Below are 19,292 nucleotides of genomic sequence, written 5' to 3'. Positions count from 1 at the left end.
TAAAGAAGATAGTATTAAAACGGAGTAAAACCATTCTTAATTCTGCATTCTTAATTCTTAATTCAAAAGTAAAGTGGCAAAGAAACAACCATTTCAAGTAGTTTACGAAGATAATCATATCATTATCGTCAATAAAGCACAAGGTGTTTTGGTGCAAGGCGATAGCACGGGCGATAAAACGCTTTCGGACTACGTAAAACATTATATTAAAGAAAAATACAACAAACCTGGCGATGTTTTCTTGGGAACAGTGCATCGTCTTGACCGCCCCGTGAGTGGTTTAGTGGTTTTTGCACGCACCTCAAAGGCTCTCGAACGCATGAATGAACTTTTCAGAAAAAGAGAAATTCAGAAAACATATTGGGCAATTGTAGGAAAAAAACCTGAGAAAAAATCAGGAAAACTGACTAACTGGCTTGTAAAAGATGAAGCCAGAAACATAGTTAAAGCATTTGATGAAGAAGTTGAAGGCTCGCAAAAGGCTGAGCTGACTTACCGTTATTTGGGAGAAATCAACCATTCGCATTTGCTCGAAGTAAATCCGATTACTGGTCGCCCGCACCAAATTCGTGTGCAGTTAGCCAAAATGGGTTGCCCGATTCGAGGCGATGTAAAATACGGTTTTCCTCGCCCAAACCTTGAAGGAAACATCAATCTTCATGCTCGACGCTTGTATTTTGTGCATCCCGTAAAAAAAGAGCCAATTATCTGTAAAGCAGCATTGCCCGAAAATCCATTTTGGGAAGAATTCTTAGAACTCGAACCCGAAGATGTAAAAACCGAAAATTTGGACTTTTTGTATTGAGAAAACTATTAGCGTTTGGTTTAGACCAAACGCTTTTTTTATGATATATTTGAAAGATATTTATTCGCTCTTTTAAAAATCAACCTTCAATTCTATAAAAACTAATGAATCGCAGAAACTTTCTTTCAAAAAGTGTCTTAGCCGCAGGTGCAACAAGCCTCGGAAGTACCGCCACAGCTTTAGCGGCCAACGATTTGGCTTCTTCGCCAACAAACTTAGCTCCGTATAAATACAAACTTTTGTATGCTCCACATTTCGGAATGTTTGAAAATTCGGCAGGAAAAGACCTTTTCGACCAACTTAAATTCATGGCCGATAATGGTTTCATGGCTCTTGAAGATAACGGTATGTTGGGCCGCTCGGTTGAAACTCAAACAAAAATCGGAGAAACACTCGCTAAACTCGGCATGAAAATGGGCGTTTTTGTGGTAGATGGTGGCGATAACTGGAAAACATCATTGGCAACTGGCAAAAAAGAATTTCTCGAAAACTTCCTAAAAACTTGTCGTGCCTCAGTCGAAACCGCCAAACGTTGCAATGCAAAATACATGACAGTCGTACCTGGCTATTTCGAGCGAAATTTACCTTTAGGTATCCAAACAGCTAATGTAATTGATGCTTTGCGTCGTGCATCTGATATTTTTGAGCCGCATAACCTAACGATGGTACTTGAACCGTTGAGCGATAATGCTGACTTATTCTTGCGTTATTCCGATCAAAGTTATATGATTTGTAAGGCCGTAAACAGCCCATCTTGCAAAATTTTGTTTGATATGTGGCACATGCAGCGAAACGAAGGCCGCATGACTCGAAATATGGATTTATGTTGGGAAGAAATTGCATACTTCCAAATCGGAGATGAGCCAGGTCGAAAAGAGCCAACAACTGGCGAAATTAACTACAAAAGCCTTTTCAAGCATATCTACGATAAAGCAAAAGCCAACAATCAAGAGTTTATTATGGGTATGGAACACGGCAATTTTGCGAAAGGCAAAGAAGGCGAAACCAAACTTATTGAGGCTTATCAATGGAGTGATAATTTTTAATATAATACAAAAAGGGAAGCGACGCTTCCCTTTTTGTTACTTCAAGTCTTCCAATTTCCCTAAATCAATATCATCAAGCGTATCCTTGATTTTATCGATTGCTACATTTCTTCCTTTTACAGATACAACAAAACGCTTGGCTACTATTACAGCCATTTCTCCATCATTGTTTTTAGAATTGTACTTTTCGTAAGCCTTATTTCCTTTATAAGTTGTCGTTTTTTCGTAGCCGTTTTCAGTTTCTTTATCCATATCCATCATCGACCACGCAGCCATTCCCATCAAAGCACCTGTTCCTGCTACGTCAATGATATTCACTTCTATTGAACTATCATCATTTTTATATTTTGCCTCCGCCTTCGATACCATAAAGCCCATTGCTCCTACTTTTTCACTTTCAGCACTTTTTCGGGCTAAACCAGCGGCTTCTTCGGGCAGAAGTTCCTTCAAAAGTTTAGCATCAACCACTTCCTTTGGCTCTTCGTTCGACATATTCTCGGCTTCCTCCTTAATTTTATCTACCAATTCCATCGCCTTTTCTTGTTCGGTTTGCTCCTCTTTTTTCTTTCCACAACTACTTAAAAACATACTTATCGCCAACAGCGACACCAAAAGTCTCATTGTTTTCATATTTTTTGAGAGTTAAAGGGTTAATTTTAAAGTAAGATATGGGTTTTATGAAAAACTTAAAATTGTTTTACTATTTATTTACTAAGCGGTTGACTAAATTTGAATTTTGAAATCAGACTCAATGCTTACATTTCCAAACGCCAAAATAAATATTGGCTTGAATATTACCGAAAAACGCTCCGATGGTTTTCATAACATCGAATCAGTATTTTATCCTGTCGAGTGGTGCGATGCCCTCGAAATTATCCCCAACCAAAATCCTGATGCTAAAAACGCTGTCTTTCAGAGTTCGGGTTTGGCGATTCCTGGCAATGAAAGTTCTAATTTATGCCTAAAAGCATGGAATTTATTGCAAGACCGTATCGGTGTCCCGCCAATGATTCATCTACACAAAGTTATCCCGATGGGTGCTGGCTTGGGCGGTGGTTCTGCCGATGGAGCATTTACGCTAAAAATGCTCAACGAAGTCTATGAACTAAAACTCAGCAATGATGAATTGAAAGATTTTGCCCGAAAACTGGGTTCAGATTGTGCATTTTTCATCGAAAATCGACCAGTTTTTTGCTTCAATAAAGGCGATGAATTTGAAGACTTCACGCTTGATTTAAAAGGGAAGTATGTGGTTTTAGTAAACCCAGATATTCATATTTCTACGGCCGAAGCGTATTCGGGCGTATCGCCAAAAAAGCCCCAAATAGCTCTAAAAACGGCACTTTCGCAACCAATTTCTGAATGGAAAAAAATAGTTAAAAACGATTTTGAAGAAAAGTTGTTATTAAAGTATCCGACTATTGCCGAGGTAAAAGAAACACTTTATCAAGCAGGAGCAATTTATGCTTCAATGACAGGTTCTGGTTCGACAGTCTATGGTATTTTCGAGCAAGAAACGGACTTGAAAAGTAGTTTCCCAAACTTCGCAATGTGGCAAGGATTCTTTAAAATCTAATAACCATAAACAAGCACTCCTATTTAGGGGACATTCGGTGGGGGTCTATGAATAAACTTACAAAACGCCGTGAACCATTTGCCTTCATGCTTTATTTAGCCATTGTGGGTAGTGGACTGTTATTTTTCTTTTTACTCTTGGTTTTTATCACCAAAGAGGCACGTAATCAGGATATTCCGCTAAAAATCCCAGGGGTGTTTTGGGTAAGTACATTCGTGATTGTTGCCAGCAGTTTGACACTTCAAGGTGCAAATAAAGCCTTTAAGGAAGAGCGTTTTCGTAGTTATCGACTCAATATTAGCATTACGCTTTTGGCGGGTGTGTTGTTTATTGTTTTGCAGGGTCTTGGGTGGCAAAAAATGCTTTCAGCAGGTATTACGATGGCTAATAATACAGGCGGAATGTTTATTTATGTACTTTCGGGACTGCATATTTTGCATACACTTGGTGGACTAATTGCATTGGCATCGGCCAATAAAGATGCGTTCCAGCGAATGCAATATGTCGATTCTTTCGTTTATAGTGTAAATCCACCTAACCAACTGAAAATCAAACTAATAAGTATTTATTGGCATTTTATAGATATTCTTTGGATTATCCTTTTTCTCTTTTTACTTTACCATGCTTCATAAAACTCGTGGAATAGTTATTAGCTATATTCGTTATCGAGAAACATCAATTATTGTAAAAATTTATACCGAAAAATTCGGTATTCAATCTTTTATTGAAAATGGTGTAAGAAGCAGCAAAGGCAAAAACAGAATCGCACTTTTTCAGCCGCTTTCGCTGCTCGACATGGTGGTTTATCATGATGAAAAGAAAGACCTTCACCGAATTTCGGAGATAAAATCAAGTTTTCCATTTCGCACCCTTCCTTACGAAATCCATAAATCAAGTATCGGAATGTTTTTGGATGAGATTCTAAATAAAACGCTGAAAGAACACACCGAAAATGAGCTTTTATTTGATTTTCTTTATCATTCGTTGATTTTTCTGGACGAAACCGATGAGCATTATGAAAACTTTCATCTGATTTTTCTGCTTAAATATGCGTTTTTCTTAGGTTTTTCGCCACAAGATTCGAGCGAAATCGTATCGCAATTCAAGGAATTTAATGCCATGATTCCATTTGATACCGACTATCAAAAACTCATGAATCAGCTTATTTTGGCCGATTATCAAACGCCCCTACTTATGAGCAGAGGCGTGAGAAATCATTTACTCGAAGTTATTATTGTCTTTTACAGAATTCACGTAGAAGAATTCGGTGAGATAAAATCTTTGCAGGTTTTGCGGGAAGTACTTAGTTAATGGATAATGAATAATTGAAAATGGAGAATTGAGAAAGAATAAAACATTATCAATTCTCCATTTTCAATTATCAATTGATCCCCCTCATCCATGTAGTCAATAAATTCACACCGTAAGCAGTTGCTGATTTCATTTTGGCAAATTCTGAATCGCCAAAAGCCAAGCCAGCAATATCAAGGTGAGCCCAATTGGTATGACCATCAATAAAAAACTCTAAGAATTTAGCGGCAGTAATTGCCCCCGCAACTGGTGCCGATGAAAGGTTTTTGATGTCGGCCACATCCGAATTCATCATATCTTTGTAATCATCCCAAAGTGGTAAACGCCACAGTTTTTCGCCAGTGTCTTGCCCGATTTCGAGTAATTCATTGGCCAATTTGTCATTATTCGAGAGTAATCCAGCGGCAGCATAACCCAAAGCTGCAATACAGTTTCCTGTGAGAGTTGCCAAATCTACGATTACATCTGGTTCAAAGTTTTTCTTGATGTAAGCCAATCCATCGGCCAAAATCAAACGACCTTCGGCATCGGTATCAATTACTTCGATAGTTTTGCCCGAATACGACGAAATAACTTCACTTGGTTTGAGAGCATTTCCATCAACGCAGTTTTCGGTCGAAGGAATCACCCCAATCAAATGTACTGGAAGTTTTAATTTTGCGGCTAATTCCATTGCCCCTAAAACGGCTCCTGCTCCACCCATATCCGACTTCATGTAACTCATACTTGCCGAACCTTTGATTGAAATTCCGCCAGTATCGAAAGTTACACCTTTGCCTACTAAACCTACCTTTTTGCCTTTTTCTGATGAATTACTATATTCCATTACTATAAATCGGGCGGGGTTTTCGGTACTTCCTCGACCAACAGCCAAAAGTGCGTGTAAACCAAGTTCAAGACATTGTTTTTCGTCGTAAACTTTTACATCAAAACCATATTTTTCGCCAGATTCGATGGCAAATTCAGCGAGTTTTTGTGGATATTTATAATTGGCAGGTGCATCAACCAAAGCCATGATTCGGGCCTGTGTTTCGGCAGTTGCTTGCCCGATTTCAGCTGATTTTCCGGCACTTCCTAAGTGATTTTCAGCTACTTGTATTTCTAAAACTGCATCTTCTGTGAAAAATTCAGCTACTTTTTTTGCATCGGTTTTATAGGCACCAACCTCATATTCAGCCAAACAGATTCCGTTAACAATTTGCTTGGTGTAAGCTTCTAAACCAGCCAATTTTAACTTCAAACCAACATTTTTAGGTAGTTTTTTCTTTGAATTATAGAAAAATGAACGAAAAACCTTCACGAAATCAATCGCTTTTGGAGCTTTTCCCAAACCTAAAAGATATACTTTTTCGAGCCCTTCGATTTCTCCATACAAAGCCATAGTTTCTTTTAGTCCTGCCTTAAAATCTTGTTGTAGTGTTTCGGCACTAAGACCAACGTGTTTGGCAATTTTTGAAAGATTCTCGGCCAATTTCTCATTATCCACCAATGGAAAAATAATTGTTTTGGCAGCGGTATTATTGGTTGTTATGTTGATTTTCATATGATTTTGCTTTTAGCCGTTAGCAATTAGCCACCTCAACGGTCTAACCTCAGCTAATTTTTTAATATTTTCAGTTCTACGAAAAGCTAACAGCTAAATGCTAATAGCCAAAAGACTAATAAAATAACCATTCAATGGCCTTGGGAAATTCTTGTCCCCAGCGTTTCTCATTATGTTCGCCTTTGGGGTCAGTCGAAAGTTTGATTTGTATTTTCTCAGCATCCCAGCCTTGACTTTCAATTGACTCTTTCATTTTCTTAACATTCGGAATCATCGCTGAGCCTTCTTTTCCTCCACCATATAAATAAATTTTTGTATCCATTGGGTTAAAAAACTCAATAGCATCGAAGTAAATTTTAGGAGAAACCCACAAAGCAGGCGAAAGCACCATCAAGCGACCAATAACTTCGGGATACATCAGACCAGCATAAATACTAATCAAACCACCCATCGAACTACCACCAATTCCGGTAAATTGTCGCTCAGTTTTAGTGCGATAATTGGCATCAATGTATGGTTTTAGATTACGCACAATAAAATTGGCGTATTTCATGCCCAAACCTTTACCTTTTTTCTCGACAGTGTAAGGTGAATATTCATTGAAACGCTCTTCTTCGCCGTGTTCGATGGCCACAATAATCACATCACCCAATTCTTTTTTGGTCAAAAGCGAAAGGCGTTTATCAATTTCCCAGTTACCGTAGTTTGACCCTTTCCCAAAAAGATTTTGGGCATCCTGCATATACAAAACAGGGTAGCGTTTGTCAAGATTTTGGTCATAATCGTGCGGGAGGAGAATATAAATTTTCCGTGTTTTGTTTAATTGCGGGATCTCGAATTTTTCAGAAACCACCTGCACTTTGGGCATCAGTTTTTTGATAAATGCCGTAGAGCCATCGTGTCGCCAATAAGGTACAAAATCGGCATAATTACCTACTAATTTATCAATGACTCGATTACTTGGTGCATTTCCGTAAGTATCCAGCTCAACAAAATCCCAGCCGCCACGTGTATATTTATATTCTATTTTTTCAGGAAGTGCTACTTCTGGTGCAAACGTAAATTTGTATTTTCCCTTGCTCACACGCTTCATTTCAAAATCTGACACATCGGGATTCCATTCACAAAAATTACCTGATAAATACACAGGTCGTTCGTCGTCAACGGGGGTTGTCAACTCCAAACTCAATAAATTTCGGTTACTCATTTTTACTTTTTTAGTGGGTACGTAAGTGTATATAAGAGTTAAAACACTTTACATACACATAATGTTCCAGCAATCTACCTACTGAATGTACCATTAGAACTCAGATTCACTTTTTTAGCCATTTAAGGCTAAATACTTCGACAATTTTAAACAAAAACATTAATATAAAAACACAAAAACTATATTTACTTAGCAAAAACTCGAAAAATTCATAAAAACTACCACTATAAAACAAAATTGGCGATGTCTTTTTCTGAAAAACATCGCCAAATGATATAAAAATCTGAGAATCAGACCAATGCTTGCCAAAGAATCTCAACAGGATGTAAGGCTTTTCGGCCTGTTCCGTCATGGATTTGGTGACGACAGCTTGTGCCTGGGGCAGCAATAATCACTTCTTCGGGTTGTTTTCTGACAGTCGGGAAAAGCACTAATTCACCTATTTTCATTGATAAATCATAATGTTCTTTTTCATAACCAAACGAACCTGCCATTCCGCAACAACCCGACGGAATGAGATGCACTTCGTAGTTTTTAGGCAATGAAAGTATTTTTTTCGTCGGAGTTAGCGAAGCGACTGCTTTTTGTTGGCAATGTCCATGTAATTTAATGAGGCGTTTTTCACTTGTAAAGTTTTCGGTCGTAATGCGTTTTGCATCAATTTCACGAGCAATAAATTCATCAATCATCAAGGCGTTTTTGGCAAGTTTTTTGGCCGATTCTGCCAAATTTACTTCAACTAAATCGGGGTATTCGTCTCTGAAAGTCAAAATTGCCGAAGGTTCAATTCCTATGATTGGCGTCTCTTCGGTCACTATATCTTTCAACAATGCTACATTTTGATTAGCCAATTTTTGAGCATCTTTCAGTAATCCTTTCGATAAATACGCACGTCCTGAATCAACGTGGTCTGGGATAATTACCTCGTAACCAAGCTTATTGAGTAAATCAAGTGCTTTTTTCCCAATTTCAACATCATTGAAATTCGTAAATTCATCACAGAATAAATATACTTTTTTGGTTGATTTTGAATCTGTTTTCTCCGACTTTTTATACCATTGTTTGAGCGTATTGTTGCTCAAAAGTGGCATTGTTCGTTCAGGATGGAAACCAATCACACGATTGGCAATCTTACGCAAAGGAGCATTTCCTAAAACCAAATTATAAGCCCATGGCACATACGATGCGATATTACTCATTTTTGAATAATTGCCAATCAACCAAGACCGCATCGGAACACCGTTTTTTTCTTGATAATGCTGCAAAAACTCCATTTTCAGCTTTGCAACATCGACATTTGATGGGCATTCCGACTTACAACCTTTACATAAAAGGCACAAATCCATTACTTCCTTAACCTCTTTGCTATCAAAGCGGTCAAGTTTTTCTGAGTTTGTCAGCACTTCACGCAAAATATTGGCTCTGGCACGAGTAGTATCTTTTTCGTTGCGAGTGGCCATATAACTCGGACACATCGTTCCACCACTCAATTCGGTCTTGCGGCAATCGCCCGAACCATTACATTGCTCAGCGTGCTGGAGTATATTTTGGTTATTGAATCGGAAAACTGTTTCAAATTCTGGAACTTTGTGGTCAGCCTCATAGCGAAGGAATTTATCCATCGGAGGCGTATCAACAATTTTATTTGGGTTGAAGATATTCTGTTCGTCCCAAACCTTTTTCAAATCCTTAATTAGAGCGTAATTTTTATCACCAATTTGTTGACGAATAAATTCACCTCGCAGGCGGCCGTCACCATGTTCGCCCGAAAGTGACCCTTTATATTTTTTGACTAAAGTCGAAATCTCCTCGGCAATCAACCTAAACTGGCGGTGTCCTTCGGCAGTTTTAAGGTTAATGATTGGTCGGAGATGAATCTCGCCCGAACCTGCGTGAGCATAATGCACCGACGACATACCATTTTTAGTCAGAATTTCATTAAATTCTCTAATAAAATCTGGCAAATCGTTTACGTCAACGGCCGTATCTTCGATAACTGCCACAGCTTTTTCGTCACCTGGTAGATTTGAAAGAAGCCCTAAACCAGCTTTGCGTAGTGTCCAAATCTTTTTGGTGTCTTCGCCGAAAAGAATTGGAAAATGATAACCCAAGCCAGCAGCACGCATTTCGGCTTCCATTTCGGTAGCACGAGCCTTTACTTCATCAATATCATCGTTTGAAAGTTCTACCACCAAAATCGCCCCAGGGTCGCCTTGTACAAAGAAACGATTTTGACTTTGTTCCTTATTTTCTTTCGTACACTCTAAAATATAATGGTCAATTAGTTCAACGGCCGTTGGTTTATATTTCAAAGCAATCAAGTTTGCTCTTAAAGATTCATCAACCGAATTGACATGCACACACACCAAACCTTGTACTTTTGGCGGAAGCGGGTTTACGTGAAGTTTGATTTCGGTAATAAACATCAAAGTTCCTTCCGAACCAGCAATCAGTTTACAGAAGTTAAAAGCACCACCCGATGAAACGCCAGATAAAGGTGGAGTTTTGATGGTTTCGTTTTTGCCTTGTTTTGTAAAAACCTCGGTTTCCAGAAGTTCATCAATGGCATAACCTGTATTACGACGCTCGATGCTCATCTTCGGAAATTCTTTACGAATTTCGTTCTGATTATCTTCGTCGCTCAGAATAGCATTAATATGATTGTAAATTCGCCCTTCAAGAGTTGTAGTATCATCCAGTTTTTGTTTGAATTCTTCAAGACTTAAATTTTTGAACTCAACAAACGAACCATCGCTCAAGAAACCCTTCACTTCCATCAAGTGGTTTCGGGTACTTCCATAAACTACTGAGTTTGAGCCACAAGAGTTATTGCCGACCATTCCGCCAATCATAGCACGATTTGCCGTTGAGGTTTCAGGGCCGAAGAATAGTCCGTTTTGTTTCAAGAAAAAATTCAACTCATCACGCACAACTCCCGGTTGTACTCTTACCCATCGCTCTTCTTTGTTTAGTTCGAGTATTTTAGTGAGAGTACGAGATACATCAACGATAATACCATTGCCCACTACTTGCCCAGCCAAGGAAGTACCAGCAGTACGAGGAATAAGCGAAGTATTATTTTTACGAGCAAAAGCTATCAATTTTTGAATGTCGGATTCATCTTTCGGAATTGCTACTGCCAGTGGCATTTCACGGTAAGCAGAAGCATCAGTAGCATACAGCGTACGCATGACATCATCCAGATAAAACTCTCCGGCCAATTCTTTGGCCAGTTGCTGTAATTGTTGATTAATCATTGATTCTCAAAGTTTTTGAATTTTTCAAAGATATTCATTTTTTAAGTTTACCATCAAAAAACAATATCTGTAAACATATTATCTTAAAAAAATACAAATCGAACCCTTACTGGTCGATTTGCTAATAATTAATTTAGTTGTTGACTTTGAAGCAATAATTGATGAATGAAATGGGAGCACAAAATTACGACTAAAAACCTAAAGCTATATTGTTTTTGTACAATTTTTAAAAATTGAATTATTTAAAGAAATTTTATTTTTTAATATAATATTTTGGACTTTATATATTTCTTTTTGTAATTTTGAGAGTTAATTAGAAAAATAATTCAACGATTTCTAAACAAATTTCTATATCACAAGGTTGGATTCGTCTAACCAACGTTATATAGACTATGAAAAAACAAGAAAAAGACGATTTATTTTTTAAGTTAAATTAATCATTTATTAATCTTTCTTTAATTACAACCTATGATGAAGTCCTACCAAGTGGGTCGCTATATTGGGCGACTATCAGCTTGTGTGAAAAAATCTATTTTCACAGTCGCTGCAATGCTGTTAACATCACTTACTTTCACTGTGATGGCACAAGAAGTAACTGTTTCGGGTACGGTAAAGGGTGCTGATGGCAGCGGATTACCAGGAGTAACTGTACAAACAAAAGGTACAACCAAAGGTACTCAAACAGGCCTAGATGGTACTTACAAATTGGCTGGTGTTCCGAAAGGCGGAATATTAGTTTTCAGTTTTGTAGGTATGGAAACTAAAGAAGTTGCTATCGGTAACAAAACTGTTGTTGATGTAACTTTAGTTGACGACACTAAAGCTCTTGAAGAAGTTGTTGTTGTTGGTTATGGTACTCAAAAAAGAAAAGAAATTTCAGGTACTGTGACAAGTCTCGGTAGCCGTGATTTCAACGCTGGTATCGTTACAAACCCATTAGCGGCTGCTCAAGGTAAAGTTGCTGGTTTGGTAATTACACAAAGTAGCGGTGACCCGAACTCAAGACCAACTGTACGTTTGAGAGGTACTGGTTCATTGAATGCTGGTTCTGAACCACTTTATGTAATTGATGGTGTGATTGGTGCTCCAATCGAAAACATTGCTCCAGAAGATATTCAAACAATGGACATCTTGAGAGATGCTTCTTCTGCTGCAATTTATGGTTCAAGAGGTGCGAATGGTGTAATCATCATTACTACCAAAAGAGGTAAATCAGGTGCTCCAAGTGTAGATTTCAACTCTTATGTGGGTACAGAGTCTATCTCTCAAAAACCAGATTTGATGAATGGTGCTCAATTTAGAGAAGCTGCAAAAAAATACAATCAACCATTTACTGATAATGGTGCTAATACTGATTGGTTAGATGTTATTACTCGTCGTGCAAGCACCCAAAACTACCAAGTTGGTGTTTCTGGTGGCTCTGAAAAAACTTCTTACCGTGCATCAGTTGGTTATTTAGACCAAGTTGGTACGTTGATTGGTTCAGGAAAAGACCGTTTGAACGCTCGTTTGAATATCGACTCAAGAGCATTGAATGACAAATTAAGTTTAAAATTCAATTTCTCTGCTTCACAAACAAACAGCGACATCGCTCAGAATATCGCTCTTGGTTTAGCTCAAAATATGCGTCCAACTGACCCTATTTACAATGCAGATGGCACTTATTACCAAATTCCAGGTACATTTGCTAACTATAACCCATTAGCAATTGTTGAGAACAGAACTCAAAAAGAGAAATTAAGCGATTTATTAGGAAATGTTCAGGCTGCCTACACAATTGTTGACGGTTTAATATTCAACGTAAGTGGAACGCTTCGTACACAAGCAAAAAATATCAGTGGATTCCAAAATTCATTTGCTAATGTGCCAATTAGAGGTTTCGCAGGAAACTCTGCTCTTCGTGAATTGAATGCTGTAACAGACCAACAATTGGAAACTACTTTGAGCTACAGCAAAGCTGTTACTTCAAACAGTAACTTAAATTTATTAGCAGGTTATACTTACCAAGATGTTGTTAATGATGGTTTTGGTGTAATTAATAATAACTTCTTGACTGATATCTTAGAAGGTAATAATATTGGTTCAGGTCTTGGTATCAGAACAAACCCAGGTTTTATTGGTTCTTACAAAAACGAATATAAATTGGTTTCGTTCTTAGGTCGTGCTCAGTATAGTTTAGCAAACAAATATTTTGCTACTGTAAACATACGTCGTGACGGTTCTACAAAATTTGGTGATAACAACAAATGGGGTTTCTTCCCATCGGTTTCAGTTGGTTGGACGCTTAGCGAAGAAGCTTTCTTGAAAGGAAATGCTGCAATTGATAACTTGAAACTACGTGTTAGCTGGGGTAGAACTGGTAACTCTGAAGGTATCAGACCATTGCTTTCTAAATCATTCTATGGCCCAAGTGGTTCTTATTATGATGGAAATACAGGTAGCTTCTTACCAGCTTATGCAATCCAATCAAACCCAAATCCAAACTTGAAATGGGAAGTTAACGAAAACTACGGTGCTGGTATCGACTACTCATTCTTGAAAGGAAAAATCTCAGGTACATTAGACTGGTACACTCGTCAAACAAAAGACTTGTTATTTACAGTAAATGCTCCGCAAGAAAAAGGATACGTATATCCAACAATCTTAGCTAACATTGGTAGTATGCAAAACCGTGGTGTTGAGATTTCATTATCTTACCAATGGATTGATACAAAAGATTTCTCATTTAGCTCTACATTCGCAGGTTCATTCAACAGAAACAAGGTATTGAGCTTGAAAAACAATGAATTTGCAGCTCCAGACCAAGTATTCTTAACAACAAGCTTAGGTAACTTCATCAGAGGTACATCTGCGGTAAACTTCTCTGTATTACAATCAGGTCAACCAGTTGGTGTATTCTACGGTGCTAAAGTTGCAAGCATTTCAGATAAAGGAACTTATGTATTCCAAGATTTGAATGGTGATGGTAAGATCGAGCCAAGTGCTGGTGACAGAGATTACTTAGGAGATCCAAATCCTTTCTTCGTTGGAGGTTTAACTAACAATGTTAAATACAAAAACTTTGACTTCCAATTCCAATTAACAAGCAATATGGGTGCAAAAATCATGAACACTAACGCATTGTTACTCGGAAGACAAGATGGTCGTATTGCAGAAAGTAATGCTTTAGTTTCAGCATTGACTTCAAAAATCAATGACTCACAAACAATCCCGATGGACTACTATGTTGAATCTGGTAACTATGTACGTTTAAACAACGCTTCATTAGGCTACACAATTCCAGTAGGAAAAGGTATTGTTAAAAGAGCTCGTGTATATGTTGCAGGTAACAACTTATTATTATTCACTAAATACTCAGGTGTTGACCCAGAAGTTAGCCAAGCATTGTCAATTGGTTCACAAGCACCTGGTATTGATGTTCGTGAAACTTACTACAAAACTCGTGGTCTAACGGCTGGTGTTAATTTAAGTTTCTAAAACATTTTATTAAACATTCTGTTTAAACATAATAAATATTAATTTTATCATGAATAATATAAAAAAACACATTTCAAAAGTACTTTCTGCTGCTGTTGTAGTGTCGGCGATGTCGCTACAATCTTGTACAGATTTAACAGAGCCAGTATATGATGCCATTCCTGCTGATCAGTTTTTGAAAACTGATGCTCAGGTTGCTGCGGCTCTCGGACCTGCCTACTCTGGTATGAGAGGTATTACTTGGGACTGGTTTAACCCAAGTGAAGCATCTTCTGACGAATTAATTGTTCCTACTCGTGGTGGTGACTGGTTCGATAATGGTGACTGGTTGGCGTATTCTCGTCACACTTGGACTCCACAACACGGACCAATCAACGGTATGTGGGGTTTCATCTTCGGAAACGTTGCTCAAGTTAATCAATTGATTCCTGTAGTAAGTGCAAATAAAGCTGCCGTAGATGAACTTCGTGCCATCCGTGCATTCTATTACTTTATGGCAATTGATGCGTTTGGTAATGTGCCAATCGTAACGGATGCTAAATCATCTGGTGCTACAAAAACACGTGCTGAAGTTTATGCTTTCATTGAGTCAGAATTGACTTCTGCTATTCCAAGTCTTCCTGCTGGAAAAGCATATAGCCGTATGACACAAGATGCTGCTAATATGTTATTAGCTAAATTGTATTTGAATGCTGGTGTTTATAAAGGTACAGCAGAGTGGCAAAAAGCTTATGATACTATTGATAAGGTTATCAAATCTAAAAATGGTTACTCATTAGCAGCAACTACTCTTGCTAACTTTACTACTCAAAACCAAAGCTCTCCAGAATCTATCTTCAATATTCCTTTTGATAGCTTCTTGGCAGGTGGTTTGAACTTCCAAATGAGAACTTTGCACTATGCTAACCAACAAACGTATGGTTTAGGTAATGCTCCTTGGAACGGTTTCTGTACGCTTGCAGATTTTTATAACTCATTTGAGGCAAAAGATGCTCGTAGCAAAATGTGGATCTCTGGTCAACAATTCTCGGCTTCTGGAGCTCCTTTACAAGATGCGAAAAACCAACCTTTGGCTTTCATCGCAGATTTCAATAAAGACCAAATGACAGATGCTGACCCTGAATTCCAAGTAGCTGGTATTCGTTCTCAAAAATATGAGATTCAAAGAAACAACCCGAACGGAGACCAAGATAACGACTACGTATTCTTCCGTTTGGCTGATGCTATCTTGATGAGAGCTGAAGCAGCTTTCAGACTTGGAAAAACTACTGAAGCTCTTGCTGATGTAAATACAATCAGAGCTCGTTCATTGGTTGACCCATTGAAAACTCTTACTGCTGCTGACATCTTAGCAGAAAGAGGTCGTGAGATGGCATGGGAAGGATGGAGACGTAATGATATGATTCGTTTCGGAACATTCAGCACTACTCGTAAATTCATGAAGGTTGTTGATAAGACAAGAGAATTGTTCCCAATTCCTCAAGCTCGTATCGACGCTAACCCATTGTTGAAGCAAAATCCTGGATATTAATATTTAGTATCTTTCTTAAAAAGGCAGTTCCTAACGGTTCTGCCTTTTTATTTTGTAAATATTTGATAATTAACGATTAAGACTTTCGGCTTTTTGCTATAAGGTTTATTTATTACTAATTTTGTAGTCCGAAATTTTTCAGTTTAAAATATCGGCAGCGAAACTTTTAACATCTTTGGTAGTTCAATAAATACTACAAAGAAAAAATACTTTAACCTATAATTGATGAAAAAAATACTCTGGGCTATCTCATGTATGGGGCTGTTGCTTTCTTGTTCAAAAACCGAAGATACACTATTTGAATCATTGCCAAGTTCGGTCACAGGAATTGATTTTGTAAATAGAAGCCTCGAAAGAAAAGACTTCAATATATTTAACTACCGTAATTTCTACAACGGTGGCGGCGTTGCTATTGGCGACATAAATAACGATGGCTTATCGGATATTTTTGTCACTTCAAATTTTGAAGATAATAAACTGTATCTAAATAAAGGCAAAATGGCCTTTGAAGATATTACAGTAAAAGCAGGTATTATTGGTAAAAAATTCTGGTCAACAGGTGCGACTTTTGCCGATGTCAACGGTGATGGTTTGATGGATATTTATGTTTGTAATTCGGGAAGCCGTGACCAACGTGGCAATCAGCTATACATCAATCAAGGTATCAAAAATGGCATTCCAAGCTACAAAGAGCAAGCCAAAGAAGCTGGTCTTGAAGATGGAGGTTTCTCAACACACGCAGCATTCTTTGATTATGACCGTGATGGAGATTTAGATATGTATCTGCTCAATAATAGCTTCACTCCTATTGATAAACTTGGCTACGTCAATCTTCGCAATGAACGTGACAAACTCGGTGGTGATAAACTTTTCCGAAATGATAGCCCAACCGCAACAGAAATAAAATTTACTGATGTTTCGGCAGAAGCTGGTATTTATGGAAGCTTGATTGGCTTTGGTTTGGGTATTACGATTGGCGATGTGAACAACGATAACTGGCCTGATATTTATATTTCTAATGATTTCTACGAACGAGATTATCTGTATATCAATCAGAAAAACGGCACATTCAAAGACGACCTTGAAAACCAAATGCCACACACGAGTTTGAGTTCGATGGGTGCTGATATTGCAGATATTAATAACGATGGAAATTTGGACATTTTTGTAACAGATATGCTTCCAGGTGATGACCGACGTTTGAAAACTACCAGTGTCTTTGAAGGCTATAATTTAGTAGATTTAAAGCTAAAACAAGGTTTTTGGCACCAATATATGCGAAATAACCTTCATCTAAATAATGGTGATGGTTCGTTTAGCGAAGTTGGGCAACTGGCGGGCGTTCACGCTACTGACTGGAGTTGGGGAGCATTAATTTTTGATATGGACAATGATGGGCTAAAAGACCTTTTTGTAGCAAATGGTATTGCAAAAGACCTTACAGACCAAGATTTTGTAGAGTTTTTGGGCAATAGAAACACCATGCAGCAAATGCTCGATGGCAAGATTTTCAATGCCAAAGAGTTTATTGATAAAATATCTTCTGTTCCAATTCCAAACTATGCCTACAAAAATGACGGTAATTTGAAATTTACGAACAATGCCAAAAGTTGGGGGCTCGAAGGACCAGGCTTTTCAAATGGTTCAGCTTACGGAGATTTAGATAATGATGGCGACCTTGATTTAGTAGTGAATAATGTAAACGCTCCACTTTCGGTTTTCAAAAATAAAACCAACGAAAAGACAAAAAATCACTTCTTAACAGTAAAACTGAAAGGAACTGGTAAAAACCTCAATGGAATTGGTGCAAAAATCACGGTTTATCAACAAGGAACGAGTATTGTTTTACAACAGATGCCTAATCGTGGTTTTCAGTCTTCGAGCGACCACCAAATGGTTTTTGGTCTGGGCGAAAAAGCCAATATTGATTCAATAAAAATCATCTGGCCAGATGATAAAATGCAGGTTTTAAAAAACCAAAAAGCAGACCAAACACTTACGCTTGATTATAAAAATGCGAACCTACTTTTCAAAGAAATCATCCCCACAAAAACGCCTATTTTCAGCGATATTTCAGCAAATACGCTTGCTTATACGCACCTTGAAAGTAGTTTTCAAGATTATGACCGTGACGTATTACTCAAACAAAAATACTCAACTCAAGGCCCAGCAATGGCCGTGGGTGATGTAAATGGCGATGGTCTTGATGATTTATATTTAGGGGGTGCAGCTGGTCAGGCAAAACAGCTTTTCATTCAGCAAAAAAATGGAAAGTTTGCAGAATCAAAGCAAATTGATTTTGGAATGGATTTGACGACCGAAAACACAGATGCGATTTTCTTCGATGCTGATAAAGACAACGACCTTGACCTATTTATCGTGACAGGCAGTAATGAATTCCCTGAAAATGCTCCCGAATTGCACGATTTACTTTACATAAATGATGGAAAAGGTAACTTCAAGCGTGATGTACGTTTTCCTTCTATTTTTGAAAATGGCTCGTGTGTAGCCGCTGCCGATTTTGACAAAGATGGCGACCAAGATTTATTTGTAGGCTCACGCATGATTTCGGGTAAATATGGAGTAAATCCTTCGAGTAATTTCTACATAAATGATGGCACTGGTGAATTCAAGAATCAATCGAAACGTTTCATGGCAGAAATCAACGAGCTTGGAATGGTAACAGATGCAGAATGGAGCGATATTGATAAAGATGGATTCATGGATTTGATTGTGACCCAAGATTGGGGGCAAATCGTGATTTTCAAGAATGACCGTGGCAGAAAAATGACACTTTCGAGCAAAATTAAAGATTCGGAAGGGCTTTGGAACTGCATTAAACCAGCCGATATTGATGGCGATGGCGATACTGATTTTATTGTAGGAAATATCGGTGATAATACTAAACTTAAAGTTTCACCCGAAAATCCTGCTTTACTTCATGTGAAAGATTTTGATAGCAACGGAACTGTTGAGCAAATAATTTCGTGCTTAACCGAAGATGGAAAAACCTACCCAATGGTACTAAAAGGCGAACTCCAACGTGCTTTGCCGATGATTAAACGTAAGTATGTAAAATACACCGATTACGCCAATCAAAGCATTACAGATATGTTTACGCCTGAACAAATGAAAGACTGTGTAGAAAAGAAAATTACAACTACCAAAACCGTATTTTTGATAAACGACGGCAAAGGTAACTTTGAAATGAAAGCCTTGCCCATTGAAGCTCAATATTCCAGAATTGCAGCAATCGAAACAGGAGACTTTGACAAAGATGGCATTTTGGATATTCTTCTGGCAGGTAATTTCTATGATGTTTTACCAGAATGGGGTCGTTTCGATGCCAATTATGGTTTGTTTATGAAAGGAAAAGGCAAAGGAAATTTTGAAGTAAAGAAATCAAGCGAAACTGGTTTCAAAACAATTGGGCAAGTTCGGAAGATGTATAAATTAAAGGCCAGTGCAAATCAAGAGGTAGTAGTGTTGGCAAAAAACAATGATAAAGCACAAGTGTTTAGTTTTAAAAAGTAAAACCT

The 19,292-nt window shown here is 37.9% G+C and carries 12 protein-coding genes; 8 read left to right on the top strand and 4 right to left on the bottom strand.

What is annotated here, in order from left to right:
- Positions 1-73: 73 nt before the first annotated feature.
- Both ABR854_RS18395 and ABR854_RS18390 read left to right on the top strand, forming a co-directional pair.
- Positions 74-805 carry an RluA family pseudouridine synthase gene (locus ABR854_RS18395; protein WP_350267287.1) on the top strand — a complete coding sequence of 244 codons (732 nt, stop codon included), beginning with the start codon at positions 74-76 and terminating at the stop codon, positions 803-805.
- Between the two features lie 104 nt (positions 806-909).
- Positions 910-1,851, top strand: coding sequence for a hydroxypyruvate isomerase family protein (locus tag ABR854_RS18390; protein WP_350267285.1), 942 nt, complete (start codon positions 910-912; stop codon positions 1,849-1,851).
- Between the two features lie 36 nt (positions 1,852-1,887).
- Here ABR854_RS18390 and ABR854_RS18385 read toward each other — a convergent pair whose 3' ends face one another.
- The gene (locus ABR854_RS18385; protein WP_350267283.1) at positions 1,888-2,481 is read right to left on the bottom strand and encodes a transposase; all 594 of its coding nucleotides are present in this window, start codon (positions 2,479-2,481) and stop codon (positions 1,888-1,890) included.
- Positions 2,482-2,602: 121 nt separating this feature from the next.
- Between ABR854_RS18385 and ispE the strand changes: the two genes are divergently transcribed.
- The 3 genes from ispE to recO are packed head-to-tail and all read left to right on the top strand — an operon-like array spanning position 2,603 to position 4,738.
- On the top strand, positions 2,603-3,427 hold the full coding sequence (gene ispE / locus ABR854_RS18380; RefSeq protein ID WP_350267281.1) for a 4-(cytidine 5'-diphospho)-2-C-methyl-D-erythritol kinase: 825 nt from the start codon (positions 2,603-2,605) through the stop codon (positions 3,425-3,427).
- Between the two features lie 47 nt (positions 3,428-3,474).
- Positions 3,475-4,059 carry a cytochrome c oxidase subunit 3 gene (locus tag ABR854_RS18375; RefSeq protein ID WP_350267279.1) on the top strand — a complete coding sequence of 195 codons (585 nt, stop codon included), beginning with the start codon at positions 3,475-3,477 and terminating at the stop codon, positions 4,057-4,059.
- On the top strand, positions 4,049-4,738 hold the full coding sequence (recO, locus tag ABR854_RS18370; protein WP_350267277.1) for a DNA repair protein RecO: 690 nt from the start codon (positions 4,049-4,051) through the stop codon (positions 4,736-4,738). Before ABR854_RS18375 ends, recO begins: the two co-directional genes overlap by 11 nt.
- A 70-nt stretch (positions 4,739-4,808) precedes the next feature.
- On the opposite strand, the gene ABR854_RS18365 is transcribed toward recO, so the two are convergent.
- From ABR854_RS18365 to ABR854_RS18355, 3 genes are all read right to left on the bottom strand, one after another.
- Positions 4,809-6,281, bottom strand: coding sequence for a leucyl aminopeptidase family protein (locus tag ABR854_RS18365; RefSeq protein ID WP_350267275.1), 1,473 nt, complete (start codon positions 6,279-6,281; stop codon positions 4,809-4,811).
- A 115-nt stretch (positions 6,282-6,396) separates the two neighbouring features.
- The gene (locus ABR854_RS18360; RefSeq protein WP_350267274.1) at positions 6,397-7,488 is read right to left on the bottom strand and encodes an alpha/beta hydrolase; all 1,092 of its coding nucleotides are present in this window, start codon (positions 7,486-7,488) and stop codon (positions 6,397-6,399) included.
- Between the two features lie 290 nt (positions 7,489-7,778).
- Entirely contained in the window at positions 7,779-10,745 is a 2,967-nt protein-coding gene (locus ABR854_RS18355) for an FAD-binding and (Fe-S)-binding domain-containing protein (RefSeq protein WP_350267273.1), read from the bottom strand.
- Positions 10,746-11,213: 468 nt separating this feature from the next.
- Here ABR854_RS18355 and ABR854_RS18350 point away from each other — a divergent pair, with 468 nt between their 5' ends.
- The 3 genes from ABR854_RS18350 to ABR854_RS18340 all read left to right on the top strand — a co-directional run bounded on the left by ABR854_RS18350 (position 11,214) and on the right by ABR854_RS18340 (position 19,287).
- Positions 11,214-14,222: a SusC/RagA family TonB-linked outer membrane protein gene (locus ABR854_RS18350; RefSeq protein WP_350267271.1), complete on the top strand. Its 3,009-nt coding sequence runs from the start codon at positions 11,214-11,216 to the stop codon at positions 14,220-14,222.
- Between the two features lie 49 nt (positions 14,223-14,271).
- Entirely contained in the window at positions 14,272-15,753 is a 1,482-nt protein-coding gene (locus tag ABR854_RS18345; RefSeq protein WP_350267269.1) for a RagB/SusD family nutrient uptake outer membrane protein, read from the top strand.
- A gap of 225 nt (positions 15,754-15,978) precedes the next feature.
- The gene (locus ABR854_RS18340) at positions 15,979-19,287 is read left to right on the top strand and encodes a VCBS repeat-containing protein (protein WP_350267267.1); all 3,309 of its coding nucleotides are present in this window, start codon (positions 15,979-15,981) and stop codon (positions 19,285-19,287) included.
- The last annotated feature ends 5 nt before the right edge of the window (positions 19,288-19,292 follow it).

The sequence above is a fragment of the Emticicia sp. W12TSBA100-4 genome (assembly GCF_040253585.1).
Lineage (GTDB): Bacteria > Bacteroidota > Bacteroidia > Cytophagales > Spirosomataceae > Emticicia.
This window is presented reverse-complemented; position numbering and strand designations above follow the sequence as displayed.

Coding starts and splice junctions, on each gene's coding strand:
- ABR854_RS18390 (WP_350267285.1), top strand. CDS start 910: ATGAATCGCAGAAACTTTCTTTCAAAAAGTGTCTTAGCCGCAGGTGCA.
- ABR854_RS18385 (WP_350267283.1), bottom strand. CDS start 2,481: ATGAAAACAATGAGACTTTTGGTGTCGCTGTTGGCGATAAGTATGTTT.
- ispE (WP_350267281.1), top strand. CDS start 2,603: ATGCTTACATTTCCAAACGCCAAAATAAATATTGGCTTGAATATTACC.
- ABR854_RS18375 (WP_350267279.1), top strand. CDS start 3,475: ATGAATAAACTTACAAAACGCCGTGAACCATTTGCCTTCATGCTTTAT.
- recO (WP_350267277.1), top strand. CDS start 4,049: ATGCTTCATAAAACTCGTGGAATAGTTATTAGCTATATTCGTTATCGA.
- ABR854_RS18365 (WP_350267275.1), bottom strand. CDS start 6,281: ATGAAAATCAACATAACAACCAATAATACCGCTGCCAAAACAATTATT.
- ABR854_RS18360 (WP_350267274.1), bottom strand. CDS start 7,488: ATGAGTAACCGAAATTTATTGAGTTTGGAGTTGACAACCCCCGTTGAC.
- ABR854_RS18355 (WP_350267273.1), bottom strand. CDS start 10,745: ATGATTAATCAACAATTACAGCAACTGGCCAAAGAATTGGCCGGAGAG.
- ABR854_RS18350 (WP_350267271.1), top strand. CDS start 11,214: ATGATGAAGTCCTACCAAGTGGGTCGCTATATTGGGCGACTATCAGCT.
- ABR854_RS18345 (WP_350267269.1), top strand. CDS start 14,272: ATGAATAATATAAAAAAACACATTTCAAAAGTACTTTCTGCTGCTGTT.
- ABR854_RS18340 (WP_350267267.1), top strand. CDS start 15,979: ATGAAAAAAATACTCTGGGCTATCTCATGTATGGGGCTGTTGCTTTCT.